Origin of the sequence: Mesorhizobium carmichaelinearum (assembly GCF_900199455.1) — a bacterium.
Classification (GTDB): Bacteria; Pseudomonadota; Alphaproteobacteria; order Rhizobiales; family Rhizobiaceae; genus Mesorhizobium; species Mesorhizobium carmichaelinearum.
The window spans coordinates 467,004-489,958 of sequence record NZ_FZQR01000002.1 but is presented as its reverse complement, the minus strand read 5'-3'; the positions used below and the strand labels follow the sequence as shown (position 1 = coordinate 489,958).

General features: G+C 64.5%; 23 protein-coding genes. 7 read left to right on the top strand and 16 right to left on the bottom strand.

Going from position 1 to position 22,955, the window contains the following annotated elements:
• Positions 1-6: 6 nt before the first annotated feature.
• Together CKW40_RS05590 and CKW40_RS05585 are read left to right on the top strand one after the other, a co-directional pair.
• Positions 7-1,266, top strand: a complete 1,260-nt coding sequence (locus CKW40_RS05590; RefSeq protein ID WP_095198914.1) for an ABC transporter substrate-binding protein — start codon at positions 7-9, stop codon at positions 1,264-1,266.
• A gap of 213 nt (positions 1,267-1,479) precedes the next feature.
• Positions 1,480-2,877: an FAD-binding oxidoreductase gene (locus CKW40_RS05585; protein ID WP_095198913.1), complete on the top strand. Its 1,398-nt coding sequence runs from the start codon at positions 1,480-1,482 to the stop codon at positions 2,875-2,877.
• Positions 2,878-2,902: 25 nt separating this feature from the next.
• Here CKW40_RS05585 and CKW40_RS05580 read toward each other — a convergent pair whose 3' ends face one another.
• The 8 genes from CKW40_RS05580 to CKW40_RS05545 form a co-directional block, all read right to left on the bottom strand.
• Entirely contained in the window at positions 2,903-3,703 is an 801-nt protein-coding gene (locus CKW40_RS05580; RefSeq protein WP_095198912.1) for an ABC transporter permease, read from the bottom strand.
• Positions 3,700-4,572 carry an ABC transporter permease gene (locus CKW40_RS05575; protein ID WP_095198911.1) on the bottom strand — a complete coding sequence of 291 codons (873 nt, stop codon included), beginning with the start codon at positions 4,570-4,572 and terminating at the stop codon, positions 3,700-3,702. The genes CKW40_RS05580 and CKW40_RS05575 overlap by 4 nt, the downstream gene beginning before the upstream one ends.
• A complete protein-coding gene (locus CKW40_RS05570) occupies positions 4,569-5,672 on the bottom strand; it encodes an ABC transporter ATP-binding protein (RefSeq protein ID WP_095198910.1) in 1,104 nt (367 codons plus the stop codon). The genes CKW40_RS05575 and CKW40_RS05570 overlap by 4 nt, the downstream gene beginning before the upstream one ends.
• A gap of 77 nt (positions 5,673-5,749) precedes the next feature.
• Positions 5,750-6,775, bottom strand: a complete 1,026-nt coding sequence (locus CKW40_RS05565; RefSeq protein WP_095198909.1) for an ABC transporter substrate-binding protein — start codon at positions 6,773-6,775, stop codon at positions 5,750-5,752.
• A gap of 52 nt (positions 6,776-6,827) precedes the next feature.
• A complete protein-coding gene (gene araD1 / locus CKW40_RS05560) occupies positions 6,828-7,826 on the bottom strand; it encodes an AraD1 family protein (RefSeq protein WP_095198908.1) in 999 nt (332 codons plus the stop codon).
• Positions 7,827-7,858: 32 nt separating this feature from the next.
• Entirely contained in the window at positions 7,859-8,638 is a 780-nt protein-coding gene (locus tag CKW40_RS05555) for an SDR family NAD(P)-dependent oxidoreductase (RefSeq protein WP_095198907.1), read from the bottom strand.
• Between the two features lie 12 nt (positions 8,639-8,650).
• The gene (locus CKW40_RS05550) at positions 8,651-10,378 is read right to left on the bottom strand and encodes an IlvD/Edd family dehydratase (protein ID WP_095198906.1); all 1,728 of its coding nucleotides are present in this window, start codon (positions 10,376-10,378) and stop codon (positions 8,651-8,653) included.
• Positions 10,375-11,166, bottom strand: a complete 792-nt coding sequence (locus tag CKW40_RS05545; RefSeq protein ID WP_179297837.1) for a FadR/GntR family transcriptional regulator — start codon at positions 11,164-11,166, stop codon at positions 10,375-10,377. The genes CKW40_RS05550 and CKW40_RS05545 overlap by 4 nt, the downstream gene beginning before the upstream one ends.
• A 61-nt stretch (positions 11,167-11,227) precedes the next feature.
• Between CKW40_RS05545 and CKW40_RS05540 the strand changes: the two genes are divergently transcribed.
• Positions 11,228-12,154, top strand: coding sequence for an aldose 1-epimerase (locus CKW40_RS05540; RefSeq protein ID WP_095198905.1), 927 nt, complete (start codon positions 11,228-11,230; stop codon positions 12,152-12,154).
• Positions 12,155-12,188: 34 nt separating this feature from the next.
• Here the strand turns inward: CKW40_RS05540 and CKW40_RS05535 are convergent, their stop codons facing one another.
• The 8 genes from CKW40_RS05535 to pcaQ form a co-directional block, all read right to left on the bottom strand.
• Positions 12,189-13,634, bottom strand: coding sequence for an aldehyde dehydrogenase (locus tag CKW40_RS05535; RefSeq protein ID WP_095198904.1), 1,446 nt, complete (start codon positions 13,632-13,634; stop codon positions 12,189-12,191).
• Positions 13,635-13,672: 38 nt separating this feature from the next.
• Positions 13,673-14,458 (bottom strand): coniferyl-alcohol dehydrogenase, encoded by a 786-nt coding sequence (locus tag CKW40_RS05530; protein ID WP_095199157.1) that lies wholly within the window; start codon positions 14,456-14,458, stop codon positions 13,673-13,675.
• Positions 14,459-14,460: 2 nt separating this feature from the next.
• Entirely contained in the window at positions 14,461-15,528 is a 1,068-nt protein-coding gene (locus CKW40_RS05525) for a branched-chain amino acid ABC transporter permease (protein ID WP_095198903.1), read from the bottom strand.
• A complete protein-coding gene (locus CKW40_RS05520) occupies positions 15,525-16,421 on the bottom strand; it encodes a branched-chain amino acid ABC transporter permease (RefSeq protein WP_095198902.1) in 897 nt (298 codons plus the stop codon). Before CKW40_RS05520 ends, CKW40_RS05525 begins: the two co-directional genes overlap by 4 nt.
• Positions 16,418-17,146, bottom strand: a complete 729-nt coding sequence (locus CKW40_RS05515; protein WP_095198901.1) for an ABC transporter ATP-binding protein — start codon at positions 17,144-17,146, stop codon at positions 16,418-16,420. The genes CKW40_RS05520 and CKW40_RS05515 overlap by 4 nt, the downstream gene beginning before the upstream one ends.
• A complete protein-coding gene (locus CKW40_RS05510; protein ID WP_095198900.1) occupies positions 17,143-17,886 on the bottom strand; it encodes an ABC transporter ATP-binding protein in 744 nt (247 codons plus the stop codon). The genes CKW40_RS05515 and CKW40_RS05510 overlap by 4 nt, the downstream gene beginning before the upstream one ends.
• A 21-nt stretch (positions 17,887-17,907) precedes the next feature.
• Positions 17,908-19,224: an ABC transporter substrate-binding protein gene (locus CKW40_RS05505; RefSeq protein ID WP_095198899.1), complete on the bottom strand. Its 1,317-nt coding sequence runs from the start codon at positions 19,222-19,224 to the stop codon at positions 17,908-17,910.
• A gap of 141 nt (positions 19,225-19,365) precedes the next feature.
• Positions 19,366-20,283: a pca operon transcription factor PcaQ gene (gene pcaQ / locus CKW40_RS05500; protein WP_095198898.1), complete on the bottom strand. Its 918-nt coding sequence runs from the start codon at positions 20,281-20,283 to the stop codon at positions 19,366-19,368.
• Positions 20,284-20,351: 68 nt separating this feature from the next.
• On the opposite strand from pcaQ, the gene pcaD reads away from it, so the two are divergent.
• The 4 genes from pcaD to pcaG are packed head-to-tail and all read left to right on the top strand — an operon-like array spanning position 20,352 to position 22,944.
• Entirely contained in the window at positions 20,352-21,185 is an 834-nt protein-coding gene (gene pcaD, locus CKW40_RS05495; RefSeq protein WP_179297836.1) for a 3-oxoadipate enol-lactonase, read from the top strand.
• Entirely contained in the window at positions 21,178-21,585 is a 408-nt protein-coding gene (gene pcaC / locus CKW40_RS05490; protein ID WP_095198897.1) for a 4-carboxymuconolactone decarboxylase, read from the top strand. Before pcaD ends, pcaC begins: the two co-directional genes overlap by 8 nt.
• Complete coding sequence (gene pcaH / locus CKW40_RS05485) at positions 21,575-22,330, top strand: protocatechuate 3,4-dioxygenase subunit beta (RefSeq protein ID WP_095198896.1); 756 nt, start codon at positions 21,575-21,577, stop codon at positions 22,328-22,330. The genes pcaC and pcaH overlap by 11 nt, the downstream gene beginning before the upstream one ends.
• The gene (pcaG, locus tag CKW40_RS05480) at positions 22,330-22,944 is read left to right on the top strand and encodes a protocatechuate 3,4-dioxygenase subunit alpha (protein WP_095198895.1); all 615 of its coding nucleotides are present in this window, start codon (positions 22,330-22,332) and stop codon (positions 22,942-22,944) included. The genes pcaH and pcaG overlap by 1 nt, the downstream gene beginning before the upstream one ends.
• Positions 22,945-22,955 lie beyond the last annotated feature (11 nt).

The following is a 22,955-nucleotide window of genomic DNA, read 5'->3' as shown; positions in this document are numbered from 1 at the left end:
ACAACAATGACAAAGACGATACTCCAGCTCACCACGGCACTTGCTGTCGTCACGATGGCGGGTGCGGCGCAGGCCGCCGACTGCAAGATCACCGTCGGTCTCGTCATGGAACTGACCGGTCCGGCCGGAGAGTACGGCCAGGCCGGCGCCAAGTCGGTCGAAATGGCTTTCCGCGACATCAACGAAGCCGGCGGCGTGCGCGGCTGCGATCTCGCCACAGACACGCGCGACAGCCAGAGCCAGGGCAACATCGCGGTCGATGCCGCGACCCAGCTGGTTCAGGTCAAGAAAGTGCCGGTCATCATCGGCGGCATCATCTCGTCGGTGTCTATCCCGATCCTGACCTCGGTCACAGCGCCTGCCAAGATCGTCCAGGTCTCGCCGGCCTCATCGTCGCCGACACTGACCGCGCTCGGCCGCGACGGCAAGACCAACGGCATCTTCTTCCGCACCATCACCTCCGATGCGCTGCAGGGCGTCGCCGCCGCCAAATACGCCATCGACAAGGGCTTCAAGAAGCTGTCGATCATCCACGTCAACAACGATTTCGGCGTCAACATGGTGGCCGAATTCTCTCGCGCCTACAAAGCGCTCGGCGGCACCATCGTCTCCGACACGCCCTACAACGAGAAGCAGTCGAGCTACGCCTCCGAAGTCACGGCGGCGATGGCGGGTGAACCGGACGGGCTCTATCTGGTCAGCACGCCGGTCGACGGCGCAACCGTTGCCCGCACCTGGATTTCGCAAGGCGGCGTGCAGAAATTCCTGCTCAATGACGGCATGAACAGCCCGGATTTCATTGAATCCGTCGGCGCCGATTATCTCAAGGATGCCTATGGCACCTCGTCCGGCACCAGCCCGACGGCTTCCACCGATTACTTCATGAAGAACTACAAGGAATTCTCCGGCATCGAGCCGTCCAATCCAGCGGCCGACCGTTCCTATGACGCCGGCGCCATCGTTGGTCTCGCCATCGCCATTGCCGGTTCCGAGGATCCGGCCAAGATCAAGGATGCCATGTACAAGGCGGTCGATCCGGCCGGCACGCCGATCTTCGCCGGCAAGGAGGAGTTCGCCAAGGCGCTCGGCCTGATCAAGGACGGCAAGCCGATCCGCTACGAAGGCGTCATCGGCCCGGTCGCCTTCGACAAATATGGCGACATCACCGGCCCGTTCCGGCTGTGGAAGATCGTCGACGGCAAGGTGACGACCGACGGTGAAATGACCACCGACGACGTCAACGCGCTGCAAGCCAAGCTTCAGTAAGGCCGCGCAACTCTTCCGGCATCAATCGCGTCACATCGCGATTGATGCCGGCATCGCTTAGACAGGCCGATATCGCTTGCACGGCAGGCGATCCCGAATAGGATCGGCCGGCTGCAATTGAGGGATGGCGAGCGTGTCGGACGGAAATACTCATCGGGCCATCCGGTCGGCGGATGCCGACGATGCGCTTCGCCACACAGGCGCCTGAGCCCGATGTCGCCCGAAACGCAACGACTTCTCTCCGCCCTAGGCGATCGGCTGGGCGCCGGCGGCGTGCTCGCCGGCTCTGATGTCGACCAGCGCTATCGCGACGATCCCGACGGCAAGCTTGGCGCACTGCCCGAAGTGGTGCTGCGCCCGCGCGATACCGTCGGTGTCGCGGCGGCACTCGCCGGGTGCAATGCTGTCGGCCAACCGGTCGTCGTCCAGGGCGGCCGCACCGGACTGGCCGGCGGCACACGCGTCCAGCCGGGCGAGATCGTGCTGTCGCTGGAGCGCATGACCGGCCTCGCCACGCCGGACAGTCAAGCCGCCAGCATCGTCGCCGACGCCGGTGCGACGCTGCAGGCGGTGCAGGAGGCGGCCGATAGTGCCGGGCTGATGTTCGGTGTCGACATCGGCGCGCGCGGTTCGGCCACCGTCGGCGGCAACATCGCCACCAATGCCGGCGGCATCCGCGTGCTGCGCTACGGCATGTACCGGGCGCAGGTGCTGGGGCTGGAGGCGGTGCTTGCCGATGGCAGCGTGCTGTCCTCGCTTAAGGGCCTGCCCAAGGACAATTCCGGCTACGACCTCGGCCAGCTCTTCGTCGGCGCGGAAGGCACGCTTGGCGTCGTCACCCGCGCCGCGCTCCGGCTGCATCCGAAACCGGCCTCCGAGGTGAACGCCTTTTGCGCGCTCGCTTCGCTCGACGCGGCGATCGCCTTGCTGGGGCTGCTGCGGCAAAAGCTCGGCCCGTTATTGTCAGCCTATGAGGTCAATTTCGCACCGCTCTATGACGTCATGGCCGCCAGCATGGCTATGCCGGCACCGTTGCCGGCAGGCTCACCCGTCTATGTGCTGGCCGAAATCCAGGGCAGCGAGCCCGAGCGCGACGGTGAACGCTTCGCCGAGGTCCTGATGCAGGCGGTCGAGGACGGCGTGGTCGACGATGTCGTCGTCTCGCAGTCGCCGCGTGAATTCCGTGCGCTGTGGGATGTCCGGGAAGACGCCAATCGCGTCCTGTTTTCGATCAAAGGCCTGATAGGCGTCGACATCAGTATCCCGCTGGCGCGCATGGGCGCGTTCCTGCAGGAAGCCGACGCCGCCATTCATGCCGTGGATCCCGGCGCCGACATCTATGTCTTCGGCCATCTCGGCGACGGCAATCTGCACTATCAGGTCCTGACGGCGGATCCGGCGGCGGCCTACGGCATCATCTATCGCGGCGTGGCGGCGGCGGGCGGTGGCGTTTCGGCCGAGCATGGCATCGGCCTCGACAAGAAACAGTGGCTGCATCTGGTTCGCAGCGATGCCGAGATCGCCACGATGCGGCGGCTGAAGACGGCACTCGACCCGAGGAACATCCTCAATCCGGGGCGTGTCTTCGATCTCGATCCAATGGCCCGATGATAAGTGTCGCCCTGTAAGCCGGCACTCAGGTTCGTTCCGTCGCCATCTGCCTGGGGATCAGAAAGCGGGCGGCGAGCACGCAGAGCAGCACGGTGAACATCAGGATCAGTGCGACCAACGCATTGATGTCGGGCGAGAAGCCAAGCCGCATCATCGCCCACAATCGGACCGGCAGCGTGCTCTGTGTGCCGGTGACCAGGATGGTGATCATCGTTTCGTCGAATGACAGCGCGAAGGCCAGGATGGCGCCGCCCACCATGGCGCTCGACAGGTTCGGCAGGATGATGCGCCAGAAGGTCTGCCAGCCCGTGGCGCCGAGATCGTAGGAGGCTTCGACCAGCGTGCGGCTCATCGACTGCAGCCGCATCAGCACGGTGCGGTAGACGATCGCCAGCACGAAAACGGTGTGCCCGATGACGACCGTCAACAGCGAGCGCTCGAGACCGATCTCGCGGAAGAAGATCAGCAGCGCCAGGCCGCTGATGATCGGCGGCATCAGGAACGGCAGGAAGATGATGAACTGCAGGATCGAGCGTCCCGAGCGGCGCCCGTGATAATAGAGCGCCAGCAGCGTTCCGCTGACCACCGAAAGCACGACGGTGCAAACGCCGACGATCAGCGTGGTGCGCAAGGCGGCCAATATGTCGTGGTTTTCGGCCAGTGCGACATAGGTTGAGAGGGTTGGCGAAGACCAGTCGACATTGCCATGCGAAACCGTGAAGAACGACGACACGATAGGCACGAACAGTGGGCTGTAGAGCAACACCGCGACCAGCGTCGTGATCGCGGCCAGGAAGATGGTGGAGGGCCGGGGCAGGGCGTTCATATCGACGTTCCCCGGTTGCGCCCGAAGCGTTCGCCGATGAGGATGGCGCAGATCACCACGATCGCCAGCGCCACCGAGAGTGCGGCGCCGAACGGCCAGTTATAGGCCGTGCCGAACTGGCTGTAGAGGATGCGGCCGAAGGTGAAGCCGCTGATCCCGCCGACCATCTGCGGCGTCAGGAAATCGCCGATCGCCAGCACGAAGACGAAGCTTGCCGCCGAGGCGACGCCGGGCAGGCTGAGCGGCAAGGTGATGCGCAGGAATGTCTGCAGGCCGCTCGCGCCAAGATCGTCGGAAGCGCGCAGCAAGGTCTGCGGAATCCGCTCCAGCGACAGGAAGATCGGCAGGATGGCGAAGGGGATCAAAAGCAGGCTCAGCGTCAACAGGATAGCGTTCATGTTGAAGACGAAAAGCGTCGACGGCTGATCCAGGATGCCGAGCGCCACTAGCGCCTTGTTGAGGAAGCCGTTGAGGCCGAGGATGCTGCGGATCGCGTAGATCTTGATGACGTAGCTCATCAAGAGCGGCACCAGAAGCAGCATCAGCAAGGCGTAGCGCCACCGCCCCTTGAGCGTCGTCAGGAAATAGGCGGCGGGATAGGCGAGCAGGATGCAGATCACGGCCACCGACACGCACAGCACGATGGTGTTCCAGAACACCGGCAGGAAGATCGGGTCGGTGAAGAACCTGGCATAGTTGCCCAGCGTCGGCGCGAAGACGATCGTGCCCTGGTCGACGCTGAAGAAACTGTAGACCAGGAAGATCGCCAGCGGCACCAGGACGAAGATCACCGGCAAGGCGAAAGCCAGCACCGTCACCAGCAGCGACAAACGCTTTTCCGCGGGCTGCGTCGTGGCGGCCACGCTCATGCCAGCACCAGATGGCCTTCATGCGGCGCAAACGAAAGCGAGACCGTCTCGCCGGACTTGAGCGCGCTGCCGTCGATCCGGCTCGGCATGCGCAGCCGCAGGCGTTGCACTGCAGTGTCCGCACCCGCCGTTACGGTGGCAACGGTAGATGAGCCGGCAAAGGCCAGGTCGGCGATGGTGCCGGAAAAACGGTTGCCGCTGTCCGTCGCATCCGCAAGACGCAAGGCCTCGGGACGGAATGCCGCGAAGGCGCTGGCGCCATCCGGGGCAGTCTTCAGATGGAGCTGGTCGCTGATCGAGCAGATCAGGCGGCCAAGTGCCGTCTCGATCGGCCGCTGCTCGCCCTGGACGGGACCGAGCTTTCCAGCCACCAGATTGTTCTCCCCGAAGAAGCGCGCCACGAACTCGCAATTCGGCTTGTAGTAGAGCTCGTGCGGCGTACCAAGCTGGCGGATATGGCCGGCCTGCATGACGCAGATCCGGTCGGCCATGCCGATCGCTTCTTCCTGGTCGTGGGTGACGAACAGGAAGGTGGTCTTGATCTCGCGCTGGATGGATTTCAGGAATTCCTGCATCTGCCGGCGTAGCTCTAGGTCGAGAGCGGCCAGCGGTTCGTCAAGCAGGATCAGGCGCGGCTGGCAGATCAGCGCGCGGGCGAGCGCGACGCGTTGGCGCTGGCCTCCGGAAAGCTGTGCTGGGAAGCGGTCGGCGAAACGTCCGAGCTGCACCAGTTCCAGCGCTTCCGCGACGCGGCGCGCGATCTCCTTGCGCTGGATATGGCGCACCGAAAGCCCATAGCCGACATTGCCGGAAACGGTCATATGCGGGAACAGCGCATAGTCCTGGAACACGGTGTTGAACGGCCGCCTGTTGATCGGCATGCGGCTGATATCCTGGCCGTCGAGGCGGATCTCGCCCGCGGTCAGCGGTTCCAGCCCGCCGATCAGCCGCAGCACCGTGGTCTTGCCGGATCCCGATGGTCCAAGCACGGTCAGGAACTCGCCGTCCTTGATCGACAGGTCGATGTCGTGCAGCACGGGAACCGTGCCGTAGGATTTCGAGACGGACCGCAGCGTCAGCAGGTCGGTGTTCAGGTTCATAGGCTATTCTCGCATACGCTGCGGCGGTCCGGAATGTCCGGACCGCCGGGTCCTTCGAAGTCAGGCTGCGGAAAGGATCAGGGCGTCGCCTTGATCTCGTTCCACAGATCCGAGCGCTTGAGCGGGTCCTCGACATTGTTGAGCCAGACCAGCTTGTCATTGCCGCCGGCGCTGCTCGACTCGACCACGGTGTTGCCGAAGCCGGTGCGCTCGGAAAGCGCGCCGCTGACCTTCTTCGTCAGCATGAAGTCGATCCATTTCTCGGCCGCCGCAGTGTCGCGGGCACCCTTGGAGATGACCCAATTGTCGAGCCAGGCCAGCGCGCCCTCGCTCGGATTGACGTAGGCGACATGGGCGCCGATCTTCTGCAGCGCCTTGACCTGCTGCTGGCCGTAATTGGCCCAGATCAGGGCAACGTCATTGTTCTGGTAGATCTGCTGCGCCTCGTCGGCAGTGGTGTAGAAGCTCAGCACGTTGCGCTTGAGCTCGACCAGTTTGGCCTTGACCGCGGCCATCTGCTCCGCGTCGAGGTTGAACGGGTCCTTGTAGCCGAGCGTCAGGGCGGTGAACGAGAAATTGTGCTCGCCATTATCATAGGCCAGGATCTTGCCCTTGTAGGCCGGATCCCAGAGCACCGACATCGAGGTCGGCGCAGGCTTGACCTTGTCGGTGTCGTAGATCAGCCCGATGGAATCGAAGCAGAATGGAATGCCGTAGACCTTGCCGTCCTTGGTGTCGCCGCTGACCTGCGACAGATCGCGGAAGCGCGGCAGCACGTCCTTCTGGTTCGACAGCTTCGTGATATCGATCGGCGACACCAGGTCGGCCTTGATGTACCGCTGCAACTGGGCGGTGTTGACGGCGAAGACGTCGAAATCCTGGCCTTCGCTGCCCTTGATCTTGGCCCAAATCTCGTCATCGCTGCCGATGAAGACGACATCGACGCCGATGCCGGTGGTGGCGGTGAAGTCCTTGACCCAGTCCGGGTCGGCGTAGCCGTCCCAGGCCAGCACGCGCAGGTTCGCGGCCAGCGCCGCCGAGGTCATCAGGCCGATGCCGAGCCCGAGTGTCGCCAGTCTTAGAAACGCTTTCTTCAGTCCCATTTTCAATCTCCCATTGTCGTTCTGGTGGACCGTGAATTCCGGACCTTTGCCGTCACAGCGGGGTGACGGTGACCAGTCCCTCGTCCGGCACCGACACCATCCGGTTGCGCAGTGGCTTGCCGAATGTCTGTGCCTGGATTTCATACTCGTCGCCGGAGGCCGTCTTGACGCCGGAGGCGTAGCTCATCACCGCCGCACCGAAGAAATAGGCGTGCAGGTCGCCCGCCCGGCGGTGCATCGGGTAGCGGAAATGGAAGTGCTCGAGATTGGCGATCGCGTGCGACATGTGCGCTTCGCCTGACAGGAACTCCTGCTCCCAGATGACGGTGCCGTCGCGCAGGATGCGGGAATGGCCGCGCACCTCTTCGGGCAGGTCGCCGACCAGCAGTTCCGGACCGATCGAGCAGGAGCGAAGCTTGGAATGCGCGAGGTAGAGGTAGTTCTCGCCCTCCGTCACGTGGTCGGAATATTCGTTTCCGAGCGCATAGCCGATGCGATAGGGATGGCCATCCGGCCCATTGAGATAAAGCCCGACGATCTCGGCTTCCTCTGCCCCGGCTTTCGCGAATGCCGGCATCGGCAGCTCGGCACCTGGCGGCACAACGCAGGTGCCGACGCCCTTGAAGAACCACTCCGGCTGGACGCCGATCTTGCCAGCGCCAGGCTTGCCGCCCTCCAGCCCCATGCGGAAGATTTTCAGGGAATCGGATTCGTCGGCACCTTCGCCATGGGTCAGAACATGCATCTGGTTGCGTGCGGCAGCACTTCCGGTGTGGGTCAGGCCGGTTCCGGTGACCAGAAAGCGCGCCGGCTCCGGATGGTCGACAGGAGCGAGCACACGGCCATCGCGCAGCACCGCGTCATAGTCGACTGTCGCGGTGCCGGTCCGCTTTTCGACCAGCGATGCAATGGAAGTGCCCTCGGCAATTGCCGCTTCGGCGAGTTCCAGTACGCTGCCGGTCTCGTCGAGCGGATGCAGGTGGTTGCCGTCATCGGAGACGCGGCCGACCCGCCTGCTGCCATCGGGCATTCTGAACTGAACAAGACGCATGAGACTACCTTCTTCCCTTGGAGCCGTGCGGGTCACACCCAGCCCGCATCGACAATGAACTGCTGGCTCGTGCACATCAGGCTGTCGTCGGCGGCGAGGAACAGCGCCATGCGCGCAATGTCGGAGGGCTGCAGCCGGTCGGGCAGGCACTGCCTCTCCGCGATCTGGCGCTCGCCGGCCGGGTTCAGCCACAGCCGCATCTGGCGCTCGGTCATCACCCAGCCCGGCACCATGCAGTTGACGCGGATGCGCTCGGGACCGAGTTCGCGGGCCAGCGCCCGCGTCATGCCGTAGACAGCGGCTTTCGCGGTGACATAGGCCGGGCAATCGGGATCGCCGACCATCCAGGTGATTGAGCCGAAATTGATGATCGAGCCACCGCCCAGCGCGCTCATCTGCGGGCGCACCGCTTGTGCTGCAAAGAACTGGTGGCGCAGATTGACCGCCATGCGGTCGTCCCAGTAAGCGACCGTCACGTCCTTGGTCTGATGGCGGTCGTCATTGCCGGCATTATTGCACAGCACCTGGATCGGGCCATTGTGCTGCATCGCTTGCACGATTGCCGCCTGCAACTGCTCGACATCGCGCAGGTCGCAAGGAATGAACAGCGGCGCGCTATGTCCTTCGGCAGCGATTGAATCGACGAGCAGCCGGGATGGTTCCTCGGCCAGATCGACGAAGGCGACGCGGCTGCCTTGCGCGCAGAAATGCCGCACCAGGCTTTCGCCGATGCCGCTGCCGCCGCCGGTGATGAAGATGCTGCGGCCCTTGAGGCTGGGATAGGTCGCGTAGCTGCCGATCGGATCCGTCATTGCGCGCCTATCCTAGTGGGAATGCCGTGGGATGCCGGCATCGCGCCGGCCGACGAGGAAGTCGAAATCGCAGCCCTTGTCGGCCTGCAGCACGCGCTCGACATAGAGGCTCTGGTAGCCGCCTTCGGGCGGCGCCGGCGGCTGCCAGTCGCGGCGGCGGATCGCCAGTTCCTCGTCCGAGACCAGCAACTCAAGCCGGCGGCCGACGACATCGAGTTCGATGAGATCGCCGTCGCGCACCAGCGCCAGTGCGCCACCTGCCGCAGCCTCCGGCGCCACATGCAGCACCACCGTGCCGTAGGCGGTGCCGCTCATGCGCGCGTCCGAAATGCGCACCATGTCGGAGACGCCCTGCTTTAGCAGCTTCGCCGGCAGCGGCATGTTGCCGACCTCGGCCATGCCGGGATAGCCGCGCGGGCCGCAGTTCTTCAGCACCATCACCGAGGAGGCGTCGATGTCCAGGTCGGGATCGTCGATGCGGGCGTAGTAATGCTCGATGTTCTCGAAGACGACGGCCTTGCCGCGATGCTGCATCAGTTCGGGCGTTGCCGCCGACGGCTTGATGACGGCGCCGTTGGGCGCCAGATTGCCGCGCAGGATCGAGATGCCGCCTTGTTCGGTCAGCGGCTCGCTCAGCGGCCGGATCACCTCGCGATTATAGTTGGGCGCGCCGTCGATCAATTCACCGATCGTCTTGTCGCTGACGGTCATGACGTCGCGATGAAGAAGCCCCACTTCATCAAGCGACGCCATGACCGCAGCTAGCCCCCCGGCATAGTAGAAATCTTCCATCAGGAACCGGCCCGACGGCATCAGGTCGACAATAGTTGGAACGTCGCGGCCAAGGCGGTCCCAGTCCTCGAGGCTGAGATCGACGCCGACCCGGTTGGCGATGGCGATCAGATGCAGCACCGCGTTGGTCGAGCCGCCGATCGCGCCATTGACGCGAATGGCATTCTCGAACGCCTCCCTGGTCAGGATCTGCGCAATCGTCACGTCGCGGCGCACGAGATCGACGATCTGGCGTCCGGCCATCTGGGCGAGCACGCCACGGCGCGAATCCACCGCCGGGATCGCGGCGTTGTCCGGCATGCCGATGCCGAGTGCTTCCACCATGCTGGCCATGGTCGAGGCCGTGCCCATCGTCATGCAACTGCCGGCCGACCGGCTCTGGCCCTGTTCTGCGGCAAGGAAGTCGGCGACCGGCATGCGGCCGGCCTTCACCTCTTCGGCGAATTTCCAGACATGTGTGCCCGAGCCGATATCCTGCCCGCGGAATTTACCGTTGAGCATCGGCCCGCCGGAGACGGTGATGGTCGGCAGGTTGCACGAGGCAGCCCCCATCAACAGCGCCGGCGTGGTCTTGTCGCAGCCGACCAGCAGGATGACGCCGTCGATCGGATTGCCGCGAATGGATTCTTCGACATCCATGCTGACCAGATTGCGAAACAGCATGGCGGTCGGGCGCATGTTGCTCTCGCCCAGCGACATCACCGGAAACTCCAGCGGCAGGCCGCCGGCCTCATAGACGCCGCGCTTGACGTGATCGGCGAGCAACCGCAAATGGGCATTGCATGGCGTCAGTTCCGACCAGGTGTTGCAGATGCCGATCACCGGGCGACCGTCGAAGGCGTCGGCCGGGATGCCCTGGTTCTTCATCCAGCTGCGGTGCATGAAGGCGTTCTTGCCTTCACCGCCGAACCAGGCTTCGGACCGCAGTTTGCGTCTGGTCTCGGTCACGATGTCTGTTCCCGATCCTGGCGGCGCTCGTTGCGGTTCTCGACGCTGCGACGCACGTCGTCCTCGGCGTTGTCGATGAGCACCAGCAGTGCTTTTTGTGCGCCAGCGGCGTCGCCGGCGGCGATCTTCTCGGCCACCTCGCGATGCAGTGGCAAGGAGTGGCGCTGGCCTTCCGGATTGTCGTTGGAGAGGCGAAAGCTCATCACCAGTGCGGTTTCGACCAGTGCCGCCAGCGAGCCGATCAGCTCGTTGCCGGTCATGCGCAGGATGGTCTGGTGGAACACCAGATCGGGCTTGGCGAAGCGGTCGCCATCATCGCTCACCGCTTCCATTTCGGCGAGTGCCGCATGGATCTCGGCGATCTGTGCGGGTGTGGCGCGCTGAGCGGCAAGTGCTGCAGACATCGGCTCGATGGCACGGCGCAATTCGAACAGCGCCCGGACATCGTCGGCGCTGACGCCGCGGGCGTAGCGCCACGACAGCACGTCCGGATCGAGGAAATTCCAGTCGGCGCGTGGGCGCACCCGTGTGCCGGTCTTCGGCCGCGATTCGACCAGCCCCTTGCCGGCCAGCACCTTGATCGCCTCGCGCAGCACCGTGCGGCTGACCCCCAGCATCTCGCTGGAATCGTCAGCATTGGGCAGGGCCTCGCCGGGCAGGAAGTCGCCCTGCACGATGCGCAGGCCGATCTGCTCGACGACCGTTGCGTGCAGTGCGGTGGAGCCACTGGAAACGGCCACGGCAACCCGTGACGTGCGCGCCGTGATGAAAGATTTCTTATTCTTCATACTATTCATATGATATGTCTTATAGCCGTGGCGATTGGAGTCAAGGGACGGCGGAGCGCCGATGACAAAGAATTTCGCTGCCGTTGCCGCGCAGCACACGCAGCTGATTTCGATCAGCGACGGCATTGCGACTGTCGACATTGCGCCGGCCGCCGGCGGAGCGCTGGCGTCGTATCGCTGGTGGCACAATGGCGCTGCCGTGGATTGGCTGCGCCCGGCGGATCCGGCGGCGATCAGCGGGCGCGATGCCGGCGCCATGGCCTGCTTCCCGCTCGTTCCCTATTCCAATCGCATAAGGGGCGGCTGCTTCGAGTTCGCCGGGCGCACCATCCAGCTTCCGACGACTGCCGACGATCCACATCATGAGCATGGTCATGGCTGGCGCCGGCCCTGGACGGTCGTGAGGCATGAAACCAGCACGATCGTCCTGCGCTATCGCCACACCGCCGATTCCTGGCCATGGAGCTACGAGGCCGAGCAAGAGATCACGCTGGCCGATGGCAGGCTTTGCATCACCATAACAGTGCGCAACCTGTCGGACGCGCCGATGCCGGCTGGCTTCGGCCTCCATCCCTATTTCCCGTCGACGCCATGGACGCATGTACAGGCGCCGGTATCCGGCATGTGGGAAACCGATACGGAGGTCCTGCCCGTCAGGCATGTCCTGCCGCCTGTAGGAGCCGACCCGTCCATCGGTTTTGACGTATCGGAAGTGGATTTCGACACGGTTTTCACCGGATGGGAACGCCGCGCTCGGATCTCCTGGCCCGAACACGGACGGCAGCTGGACATCGAGGCCGAAGCACCGCTCGATTTCCTCGTCCTCTACACGCCGCCAGGCGAGCCGTTCTTTTGCGCCGAGCCGGTCAGCAACATCACGGATGCCTTCAACCACACGGGCGGCCGCATCGACACCGGTTGCATCGTACTGGCGCCCGGTCTGATGCGATCCGCCAGTGTTCGGTTTACGCCGTCACTGGCTGTTTGATCCCTCGCTATCGGTTGCCCAAAGCGAGGCCGGCTCAGAACGGATAGTGCTGGCCGGGATCCTCGATCGTCACCCAGCGCAGATCGGTGAATTCGGCAATCGAGGCCTTGCCGCCGAAGCGGCCATAGCCCGAGCCCTTGACGCCACCGAACGGCATTTGCGCCTCGTCGCCGACGGTCGGGCCATTGATGTGGCAGATGCCGGCTTCGATGCGCGCTGCGACCGCCATGGCGCGTTTGATATCGCGGCTGAACACGGCTGACGACAGGCCGTATTCAGTGTCGTTGGCGACACGCACGGCCTCGTCCGCGCCCTTCACACGGATGACCGGCTTGACCGGCCCGAAGGATTCTTCCGAATAGACGCGCATTGCCGGCGTGACGTGGTCGAGCAACGTTGCCTCCACCACTGTCCCTGTCCGCTTACCGCCGGCGACAAGCTTGGCCCCTTTGCCAACGGCGTCGGCGACAAGCTCCTCCATCTTGTCGGCCGCCTGGCTGCTGATCAGCGAGCCCAGCACGACGTGACCGCGCGGATCACCCGCCGGCAGTTGGGAAGCCCGGGCCGCCAGCTTTGTCACGAATTCATCGGCGACCTTTTCATCGACGATCAGCCGTTCGGTCGACATGCAGATCTGGCCCTGATGCATGAAGGCGCCGAAGGTCGCCGCGTTGACCGCCGCATCGATGTCGGCATCGTCCAGCACCAGCAGCGGCGCCTTGCCGCCGAGTTCAAGCAGCGCTGGCTTCAGATGCCGCCCTGCGAGTTCGGCGATGATCCGGCCGACCTTGGTCGAGCCGGTGAAGTTGACGCGCTTGACTGCGGGATGCGCGACCAGCGCCTCCACGATACCAGCGGCATCCTTGGGGTCATTGGTGACGACATTGATGACGCCCTTGGGCAGGCCGGCCTCGACCAGCACCTGGCCGATCAGCCGGTGTGTGCCCGGGCACATTTCCGAGGCCTTCAGCACCACGGTGTTGCCGCAGGCGATCGGCATGGCGATGGCGCGGGTGCCGAGAATGACCGGCGCATTCCACGGCGCGATGCCGAGGCACACGCCGGCCGGTTGACGGATCGCCATTGCCAGCGTGCCCGGCTTGTCGGAGGGAATGATTTCCCCCGAGATCTGCGTCGTCATTGCCGCCGCCTCGCGCAGCATGTTGGCCGCCAGCATGACGTTGAAGCCGGCCCAGGGACCAGTGGCTCCCGTCTCTTCCATCATCAATTTCGTGAACTCGCCGACCTTGGAGGCCATGACGTCAGCCGCCTTGGACAGTAAGGCGCGGCGCTCGCCAGGCCCGGTCTTCGACCAGGTCGTGAAGGCGGCTGCGGCGGCTTCGACGGCGGCGTTGGCGTCGGCGACGCCGGCCGCCGCGGCGCGCGTTGCCAGTTTGCCGGTGAACGGGTCCATGCGCTCATAGGCGGCTGCACCGGACGCATCCCTTTTATCGCCGTCGATCAGAAGTCCGATATCCATGATTGTCTCCCTCGCTCCATCAGGAGCGCCTCATTGAATTAGAAGCCGAGCACTTCGGCATTGATCGATGCTTCGAGGCCGCCGTCGACCGGCACATTCGCGCCATTGACCCAGCGTGCGCCGTCCGAACACAGGAACAGCACGACAGGTGCGATGTCGCCCGACGTGCCGGCCCGTCCTACCCTGGCAATGTCGCTGTCGACCCGGGCGTCACCCAGCACGGTCCGGAACTGTTTCAGGATCGGCGTCTCGACAGGTCCGGGGCTCACCGCATTGACGCGGATGCCACGGCTCTTGAACAGGTCCTGATGCGCGGCACGAAAGGTCCACAACAGCAACAGTTCCTTGGAGACGGGATAGCCTTCCTCGTTCTTGACCGCATGGTCTTCGACCACCTTGGCGACATCCGGAAAACCCTCGATGCCGACCATCGAGGCGGCGCGGTTGAGATTGGCGCGCCAGCCATAGCCGGCGATCGAGGCGACGTTGACGATGGCGCCGCCCTCGCGAAGCCTTGGCGCGAGGCCTTCCGAAAGCGCCCTGAGGCCAAAGAAATTGACAGCCAGCGTCGCTGCCGCACCGGTGTTGCCGGAGAGCCCGGCGACGTTGCAGAGCGCATCGATGCGCTGCGGCAAGCGCGCGATGAGGTCATCGACACCGGCCTTCGACGAGATGTCGGCCTTGACGAAGCTGCCCGCCGCTGCGGCCGGCTCACGCACATCGACGCCGATCACATCGGCGCCAAGTTGGCCGGCGAGTTCCGCCGTGCGCGCGCCGATGCCGGAGGCGACACCGGTGATGAGGATCGTCTTGCCGAAAAGCATGGTCATGCCTTCTCCTGATCAAGTGTGGTTCGCTCCAGCGAGGGTGCAGTTCCTTCATCGGCTGGAGCATTCCCCGGAAGCCTGACACGGTAGCCGACCGGCAGCAGGCGCAGCCCAAAACGCTCCTCGACCGTCCCCCACAGGCCGCGCGGCAGGAAAAGCGAGAACAGCACCGCGGTGGCGCCAAGGCCGACCAGGTACCAGACGCCGGTGCCGCCGAACCAGGTCTCGATGAGGAAGAACACCAGCGCGCCCAGAATGGCGCCCTCGAACGTGCCGATGCCGCCGACCAGCACCATGAAGATCATGTAGGCGGTCCACTGCACGTTGAAGTAGGTTTTCGGCTGGAAGGTGATGGAGGTCGCCAGCCACAGCGCGCCGGCAATGCCGATGCCGAAGGCGGCAAGCACGAACAAAAGCCGCTTGGTGCCGGTGACACGCACGCCAACCGAGGCGGCGGCATCCTCATTGTCGCGGATGGCGCGGATGGCAGCACCGGTGCTGCCGCGCAGCAGGCCGAACAGGATGGCGAGCAGGGCGGTCATCGAGGCCAGCGCCAGCCAGTAGATAACAGCCCGCCTGGTGCCGGCATCGTAGACGTTGAGCGAGATCAGCGACGTACCGGTTTCGCCTTGCACCAGCCGGTCGAGATTGACCAGGAGATGCGTCAGCGCCGCGATCACCCACATGCCGATGGCGAACTCGCCATTCCTCAGCCGCAGCATGAACAGCGAGAGCGGCCAGGAAACCAGGCCGACAATGACAGCCGAAACGAAAAGCGAAGCGAAAGGGTTGAGGCCGGCATCGGCCAGCCGGATGGCGAAATAGGCGCCGAGCCCGAAGAACACCTGCTGGCCGACCGAGACCAGGCCGCCGAAGCCGGCCAGCGCGTTCCACATCGCCGCCAGGATCACATAGATGAACAGCGCCGTCATGCGGTCGACGGCGCCGGCCGAGAGGAATTGCGGCGCGATCGCGAGCAGCGCGATGATGACAGCGACCGCAATCGCCGCGATTCGCGACGTCGTCGTGCCGCGCTCGATAACCGGCGAGGTAGAGGCCGCACTCATGGCGCGCTCCGCGAAGGCAGGCGCAACAGGCCGCGCAGGCCGAGGCCGGATGTCGAAAGCCGCACGAACAGCACGACAAGGAACACGGCATGGCCGCCGATCAGAAATCCCTGCGGATGCACCTGCGCACCAAGCGTCTGCGCAAGCGCCAGCACGATGCCACCGATCAACGTGCCCCACAGCGAACCGGCGCCACCGATGACCGCGGCCTCGAAGGCGAACAGCAATTGCGGCGCGCCGGCATAAGGATCGAAGGTGGCGCGCATGCCGAGGAAGGCGCCGGCAAGACCGACCGTGACCATGGCTATTGCAGCCGCAATGGCGTTGGCGCGGCGCGCATCGACGCCGACGAGACCGGCGGTGTCCGGATCCTCCGAAGTGGCGCGGATGGAGCGGCCTAGCCTGGTGCGGGTGAGGAAAAGCTGCAGCCCGCCAAGCAGGATCACGGCGGTGGCAAACATGATCACCGCGAGCTTGCCGACATAGATGCTGCCCGGCCATTCCCAGGAATCGTAGGACAGGCTGCCGATATAGGGCGCCAGCGAACGCGTATCGGCGCCGAACTGCTCGAACAGCATGTTGTCGATGACGATCGCCAGGCCGAACGTGGTCAGGATCGGTAGCAGCGCACCGCCGCGCGCGCTGCGTTCGAGCAGGAAGCGCTGCAGCGCCCAGCCGATCGCCGCCATCAGAGGTAGCACGATGAGCAGGCCGAGGAACGGCGAGATATGGAACCGCGAGGCCAGCCACCACAGCGCAAAGGCGGCGAACACGGCAAGACTGCCATGGGCGAGGTTGATGATGCGCATCACCGAAAACATGAAGGACAGGCCGCAGGCGATCAGCGCATAGTAGCCGCCGAGAAGAATGCCCTGGATGATCTGATTGCTCATGCCGGAACGCTCCCGGGGCTTTTCCGGTGCAGGCCGAAATAGGCTTTCGTCACATCGTCGCGCGAAACTGCTTTGCTCGGCCCTTCAAGCGCCACGCGCCCTTCGAGCATGCAGATGACTCGGTTGGAGACCGACAGCGCGCGGTTGAGGTCCTGTTCGACGAGGATGATCGTCGTGCCGGAAACGATCAACCCTTGCAGGGCCGCATAGACACGATCGACGATCAGCGGCGACAGGCCGAGCGAAACCTCGTCGAGCAAAAGCACGTCCGGATTGCTCATCAGCGCGCGGCCGATCGCCGTCGCCTGCTGCTCGCCGCCCGAGAGATGGCCCGTCTTGGCATGGCGGCGCGGCTTCAGATTGGGGAACATCTCCAGCACCTTGTCGACGCTCCAGTCGCCCGGCCGGCCGGCCGTCTTGCCGAGCAGAAGGTTTTCTTCGACCGTCATCTGCACGAACAGCTTTCGCCCCTCAGGCACCAGCGCGATGCCCATGCCGACGCGTCTGTGCGACGGCACGCTGGTGAGATCGGCGCCATCCAGCAGCACGCGGCCAGCGGCCGGCTGGTGTGCGCCGGCGATCGCCCTGAGCAGTGTCGTTTTGCCGGCGCCATTGGCGCCGACCAGCGCCAGCGTCTCGCCGCGCTGCACCGTGAAGCTCACGCCGCGCACCGCCTGTAAGAGGCCGTGGCGGACAACCAGGTTCTCGACCGACAGCAGGCTCATTTCGGGCCTCCGCCGAGATAGGCGCGCACGACCTCCGGGTCGGCCATCACGGCTTGCGGCTCGCCGTCGGCGATGATTTTTCCCGCATCCATGCAGATCAGCCGCTCGGCCACCTGCAGCAAAATGTGGACGATGTGTTCGATCCAGACGATGCCGATCTTGCGCCGGCGCAATTCCTTGATCGTGTCGACAAGCTCACCGGCTTCGCCATCGGTCAGCCCGCCGCCGATCTCGTCCAGCAAAAGCAGCGTCGGCCTTGCCGCCAGCGCGCGTGCCAGTTCCAGCCGCTTGCGGTCGAGCAGGCCGAGCGTCTCGGCGCGGCGGTTGGCAACACCCAGCATGCCGCACAGCTTGAGCGAACCGAGCGCCTCCTCATAGGCCTCGTCGCGGCCGAGGCCGGCCCCATGCGAGGCGGCGACGAAGACATTCTCGAAAGTGGTCATGCCGCTGAATGGTTTTGGCACCTGGTGCGTACGCACCAGGCCGAGCCGGCAGCGCTGCGTCGCCGGTAGCGCCGTCACATCGCCCCCTTTGAAGCTGACCGTGCCCGCACTCGGCGGAAAGGCGCCTGAAAGCACGCTGAGCAGCGTGGTCTTACCGGCGCCGTTCGGGCCGACAATGCCGACCGCCTCGTCGGCGGCCATGGCGAAGTCGACCGCATCCAGCACCACAAGCGCGCCGAAGCGCTTGTGGATGCCGGCGGCAGCGAGAACAGCCTGTTGTTGCGGATGGGTCACCAGGCGATCCTCGTCAGCGGCCCATCAACCGTTGTAAGGAAGAAGCTTGGCTTCGACAGGCACTTTCGGGTCGGTGGCGTTCTCGGTCACCACATAGTCGAGCGGGAATTTGCTGCCTTCCTTGGCGGCGACCCACTGCGTGCCGATGATCGGGCCGGGCGAGACATTGGCGACCGGTCCGCTGGTGAAGTCGACCTTGCCGATCATCGTCTCGGTCTTGAGCGTGCTCAGCGCCTTGGCCACCGCCGCCTTGTCCTTGGCGTTGGTGCTTGCCTTCAGCGCCTCGAAGCCCGCGTCGAGCAGCGACATCGACGCGCCGAGCTGCTGCGTCCATTGCTTGCCGCTCGCCGCCTCGTAGCCGTCGGCGAGCTCGGTTCCCGAAACGCCGGTCAGCGGCGACTTGTAGGGGAAGGCCTTGTGCCAGTAGGCGGCGCTGGAAATCTTCATGCCGAGATCGCCGAGCGCCTCGATATCGGACGGGAACAGCCCGGTCTTGGCGACCTGCGCGATCTTGATCTGCTTGATCAGGCCCTGCTGCGCCGCCTGGCGCCAGAAGGCGGCGAAATCGGGCGGGATCGGGAAGGAGTTGAAGATCTCGACGCCTTCCTGCTTGAACAGCGCGATCTGCGAGGAATAGTCGGTGGTGCCGGTTTCATAGGCACCGGGATCGACAATAGTAAAACCTTGCTTGGCCAAGAGCGGCGCCAGATTGGCGCGGATGGCGTTGCCGTCGGCGTCGTTGGGATACATGACGCCGACCTTCTTGTTGGTCTCGATCAGGTTCCATTGCGAGATGTAGGTCTTGAAGAACTCGCCGACGCCGAAGCCGAAATGATAGGTCCATTTGAACGGCGAGGGCGCGCCGGGCTTGGCACCACGGCCGAAATACCATGCTTCCCAGGGCATGACGGTCGACAGGCACGGCACGCCGGCGGCCTCGCAGGCATCGGCCACCGGATTGATCACTTCGGGCGTCGACACCGCCAGCATCAGGTCGATGGCCTGGTTGTTGATCAGGTCCTTGGCGAGCTGGCCGGCGCGGGAGGGATCCGATTGCGTATCCTGATCGAGGATTTCCACACTGTATTTCTTGCCGCCGATCTCAAGGCCGCCGGCCAGCGCCTTGCGGGCAAGATCGAGCACATAGCCGTCGGTCTGGCCGAAGCCGGCCAGCGGCCCGGTGCGCGGACTGACAAAGCCGACCTTGAGCGTATCGCCTGCCTGCGCGAAGGCGCTCTTGCCGCCCAGCGCGAGCGCGGCGCCGCCGGCAATCGAGGTGGCAATGAACTGGCGCCGAGACACGCCACGAATACTGGATCTGCTACCGCTAGCGTAGGTCATGCATTCCTCCCTCTGTGGTCCTCCATCGGTACAGTGCACCAGTGGTTTGGTTCGGTAAAATGATATTTTGCGGTGTTTCATTAACCCCAGGGTTAGGAGATTTCCGATGAAGACGGCGCCCGGTCCGACCAGTCCAATGCCTCACTTGCCCGGTCTGGCCGCTTCGCGAATGGTTTGCAGCAGGATGGTGAAGGCCGGCGAGGGCGCCGTGTCGGTGCGCATCGTCAGGCCAACCGGTCCTTTGGTCTCCTCGGTGTCGACCGGCAAAGCGACGAAGGTGCCGTTGGCGAGCTCGTTGGCCACCACGCCGGCCGAAATGATCCACACCGCATTGCTTTGCCGCATGAAGGAACGCCCGAACGAATCCGAGACCGTCTCGATCTCGGTCGCAGGCGCGGTCATGCCGTTGGTGATGAACAGGCGGTCGACAAAGGGGCGGATGACGGATTCCCGGGTCGGCATCAGCACCGGGAATTCGTCGAGCCTCGCGAAGATGTCCGCCCCCGGTTCCAGCAACGGATGTCCGGCCCGCACCACGAACAGCACCTGTTCTGAGTAAAGGTGCTCGAAGAAGAAGCCGGTCATATTTTCTGGCGCCGCCAGCCGGCCGACGACGAGATCGAGCGCGCCGATGCGCAATTGTTCGAGCAGCACGGCATTCTCGCCGGTGACGATCTTGATCGCCGCCCCGGTGTTTTCCCCGAGGAACAGGCTCATGGCCTGTGGCATGACCTTCGCCGACACTGTCGGCAGCGCGCCGATGCGGATCGGATGGCGGTTGATGGCGCCGTCCTGGCGCACGGAATCGACGCCGCGTTTCAACGCCGTAATCGCCGAGCCGGCATGGCCGAGGAAGATCTCGCCAAGCCTTGTGACGCGGATGCCGCGGCCGTCACGCTCGACGACGGCGACACCGAGCGCCTCCTCCAGTTCACGCAGCGTCTTGGTCACCGCTGGCGCGCTGACATGCAGGAAATCGGCGGCGCGGGCCACGCTGCCTTGCCGCGCGACCTCCAGGAAGGCCTGCAGATGACGGAACCGGATGCGGCTCTCGACCATAATTTGATAACCCCGGAGTTAATGAAGTGGCGCAAAATATCATTTTACCGAACCAAATGCCTTGTGCAATGTGGAGATGGAGGATCGAAATCGTGCCATTCGTCACCATCGGCGGCATCACGCTGCACCATCGCCACATCAAGGCGACCGGCAATGCGCGCGCGATCATATTCATCAATTCGCTGGGCACCGACTTCCGCATCTGGGACGACATTGTCGCCGCGCTTGATGGCGAAATGTCCTTGCTGGTCTATGACAAGCGCGGCCACGGGCTGTCCGACATCGGCGACATCAGGTCGATCGACGATCATGTCGACGATCTCTCGGGGCTCATCGATCATTTCGGATTGGAGAAGATCGTGCTGTGCGGCCTGTCGGTCGGCGGCATGATCGCGCAAGGGCTCTATGCCAGGCGGCCGGAGATCGTCGAGGCCATGATCCTGTGCGACACGGCCCACAAGATCGGTACCAACGAGAGCTGGAACACACGCATCGCGGTCGTCGAACGCAAGGGTATCCAGGCTATTGCCGACGGTGTTCTCAAAGTGTGGTTCACCCCCGCCTTCCACACCGCACGGGTGGCCGAGCTCGACGGCTATTGGAACATGATGACCCGGCAAGCGCTCGCCGGCTACATCGGCACCTGCGCTGCTGTCCGCGACGCGGATTTCACCGAGAGCGCGCGCCGCATCGCGGTGCCGACGCTCTGCGTCGTCGGCGACCACGATGGCTCGACGCCCCCCGATCTCGTCCGCTCGCTGGCCGCCCTGATCCCCGGTGCGCGCTTCGAGATCATCCGCGACGCCGGACACATCCCTTGCGTCGAACAGCCTCAAGCGCTGGTCGCGCTGATCCGCGAATTTGTCGCATCGCTTGCCCCTGGAGCACAAACCCATGGATGAAGTCCCCGGCAACGCAGCCAGATATCGCACCGGCCTCGCGGTGCGGCGCGCCGTGCTCGGCGACCGCCATGTCGACCGGGCCGAGGTCACCGCCACCGATTTCGACCAGCCTTTCCAGGAACTGATCACCGAGGCTGCCTGGGGGACAGTGTGGTCGCGGCCGGGTCTCAGCAAGCGCGAGCGCTCGATCGTCACGCTGGCGCTGCTGGCGGCACTCGGCCATGATGAGGAGGTCGCCCTGCATGTGCGCGCCACCGCCAACACCGGTGCCACGCGCGACGATATCTGCGAGGCGTTCCTGCATGTCGCCATCTATGCCGGCGTGCCGGCCGCCAACCGTGCCTTCAGAATAGCCAAGGACGTGTTTTCGGAAATGGACGGAACCGACAATGCCAGCTGAGTCCGGCTCGAACCGGAGGCCCGAGACCGGCGCCTTCTTCCAGCGCGACCGGACATGGCATCCGCCGGCGCTGACGCCGGGCTACAAGAGTTCGGTGCTGCGCTCGCCGCAGAAGGCGCTTTTGTCCTTCGACAATACGCTGTCGGAAATAGCCGGACCGGTCTTCGGCCACGCCATGCTCGGCGAACTCGACGCCGACCTGATCCACAATTTCGCCAGGCCGGGCGAGAGCGCCATCGGTGAGCGCATCATCGTCCATGGGCGCGTGCTCGATGAGCGCGGCGTTGGCGTTCCCGGCGTGTTGCTCGAATTCTGGCAGGCCAATGCCGGTGGCCGTTACCGCCACAAGAAGGACGGCTATCTGGCGCCGCTCGACCCGAATTTCGGCGGCTGCGGCCGCACCATCACCGATGAGCACGGCTTCTATGCTTTCCGCACCGTCAAGCCCGGGCCCTATCCCTGGCCGAACGGACCCAATGACTGGCGCCCGGCGCACATCCATTTCTCGGTCTTCGGCCATGGTTTTGCCCAGCGGCTGATCACGCAGATGTATTTCGAGGGCGACCCGCTGATCTGGAAGTGCCCGATCGTGCGCGGCATCGCCGACAAGGCGGCCATCGAGGCGCTGACGGCCATCCTCGACACGCAGGCGACCATCCCCATGGATGCGCTCGCCTACAAATTCGACATCGTGCTGCGCGGCCGCCGCTCGTCGCTGTTCGAAAACCGGCTGGAGGGCAATTGATGGCGCAATCGCTCGATCGGCTGAAGGAGAGCCCCTCGCAGACCGCGGGACCTTACGTCCATATCGGACTGACGCCGAATTTCTGTGGCATCGGCGGTGTCTACGCGGCCGATCTTGGCGCGACCATGGTCAGCGACAAGACCAAGGGCGAGCGCATCGGTCTCAAAATCCGGGTGCTGGACGGCACCGGTACGCCGCTAAAGGATGCGCTGATCGAGATATGGCAGGCGGACGCCGACGGGTTTTACAACTCACCGGCCGAGATGCGCGGTGCCGCCGATCCGAACTTCTTCGGCTGGGGCCGTTGCCCGACCGACATGGAAACCGGCGTCTGCGCCTTCGAGACGATCAAGCCCGGCCGCGTGCCGTTCCGAGATGGAAGCCTGATGGCGCCGCATATCACGCTGTGGATCGTCGCGCGCGGCATCAATCTTGGCCTGCACACACGGCTCTATTTCTCCGACGAGGAAAAGGCCAATGCCGAGGATCCGATCCTGGCGCGCATCGAGCACCGCGTCCGCGTGCCGACGCTGATCGCCGAGCGCCAGGGCGACACCTACGTCTTCGACATCCATCTCCAGGGGGAGAAGGAAACAGTCTTCTTCGACAGCTGATGGTCAGGAAG

Excerpts from the sequence above, each read along its gene's own strand:
- CKW40_RS05590 (WP_095198914.1), top strand. The coding sequence starts at position 7 with ATGACAAAGACGATACTCCAGCTCACCACGGCACTTGCTGTCGTCACG.
- CKW40_RS05585 (WP_095198913.1), top strand. The coding sequence starts at position 1,480 with ATGTCGCCCGAAACGCAACGACTTCTCTCCGCCCTAGGCGATCGGCTG.
- CKW40_RS05580 (WP_095198912.1), bottom strand. The coding sequence starts at position 3,703 with ATGAACGCCCTGCCCCGGCCCTCCACCATCTTCCTGGCCGCGATCACG.
- CKW40_RS05575 (WP_095198911.1), bottom strand. The coding sequence starts at position 4,572 with ATGAGCGTGGCCGCCACGACGCAGCCCGCGGAAAAGCGTTTGTCGCTG.
- CKW40_RS05570 (WP_095198910.1), bottom strand. The coding sequence starts at position 5,672 with ATGAACCTGAACACCGACCTGCTGACGCTGCGGTCCGTCTCGAAATCC.
- CKW40_RS05565 (WP_095198909.1), bottom strand. The coding sequence starts at position 6,775 with ATGGGACTGAAGAAAGCGTTTCTAAGACTGGCGACACTCGGGCTCGGC.
- araD1 (WP_095198908.1), bottom strand. The coding sequence starts at position 7,826 with ATGCGTCTTGTTCAGTTCAGAATGCCCGATGGCAGCAGGCGGGTCGGC.
- CKW40_RS05555 (WP_095198907.1), bottom strand. The coding sequence starts at position 8,638 with ATGACGGATCCGATCGGCAGCTACGCGACCTATCCCAGCCTCAAGGGC.
- CKW40_RS05545 (WP_179297837.1), bottom strand. The coding sequence starts at position 11,166 with ATGAAGAATAAGAAATCTTTCATCACGGCGCGCACGTCACGGGTTGCC.
- CKW40_RS05540 (WP_095198905.1), top strand. The coding sequence starts at position 11,228 with ATGACAAAGAATTTCGCTGCCGTTGCCGCGCAGCACACGCAGCTGATT.
- CKW40_RS05535 (WP_095198904.1), bottom strand. The coding sequence starts at position 13,634 with ATGGATATCGGACTTCTGATCGACGGCGATAAAAGGGATGCGTCCGGT.
- CKW40_RS05530 (WP_095199157.1), bottom strand. The coding sequence starts at position 14,458 with ATGCTTTTCGGCAAGACGATCCTCATCACCGGTGTCGCCTCCGGCATC.
- CKW40_RS05525 (WP_095198903.1), bottom strand. The coding sequence starts at position 15,528 with ATGAGTGCGGCCTCTACCTCGCCGGTTATCGAGCGCGGCACGACGACG.
- CKW40_RS05520 (WP_095198902.1), bottom strand. The coding sequence starts at position 16,421 with ATGAGCAATCAGATCATCCAGGGCATTCTTCTCGGCGGCTACTATGCG.
- CKW40_RS05515 (WP_095198901.1), bottom strand. The coding sequence starts at position 17,146 with ATGAGCCTGCTGTCGGTCGAGAACCTGGTTGTCCGCCACGGCCTCTTA.
- CKW40_RS05505 (WP_095198899.1), bottom strand. The coding sequence starts at position 19,224 with ATGACCTACGCTAGCGGTAGCAGATCCAGTATTCGTGGCGTGTCTCGG.
- pcaQ (WP_095198898.1), bottom strand. The coding sequence starts at position 20,283 with ATGGTCGAGAGCCGCATCCGGTTCCGTCATCTGCAGGCCTTCCTGGAG.
- pcaD (WP_179297836.1), top strand. The coding sequence starts at position 20,352 with ATGTGGAGATGGAGGATCGAAATCGTGCCATTCGTCACCATCGGCGGC.
- pcaC (WP_095198897.1), top strand. The coding sequence starts at position 21,178 with ATGGATGAAGTCCCCGGCAACGCAGCCAGATATCGCACCGGCCTCGCG.
- pcaH (WP_095198896.1), top strand. The coding sequence starts at position 21,575 with ATGCCAGCTGAGTCCGGCTCGAACCGGAGGCCCGAGACCGGCGCCTTC.
- pcaG (WP_095198895.1), top strand. The coding sequence starts at position 22,330 with ATGGCGCAATCGCTCGATCGGCTGAAGGAGAGCCCCTCGCAGACCGCG.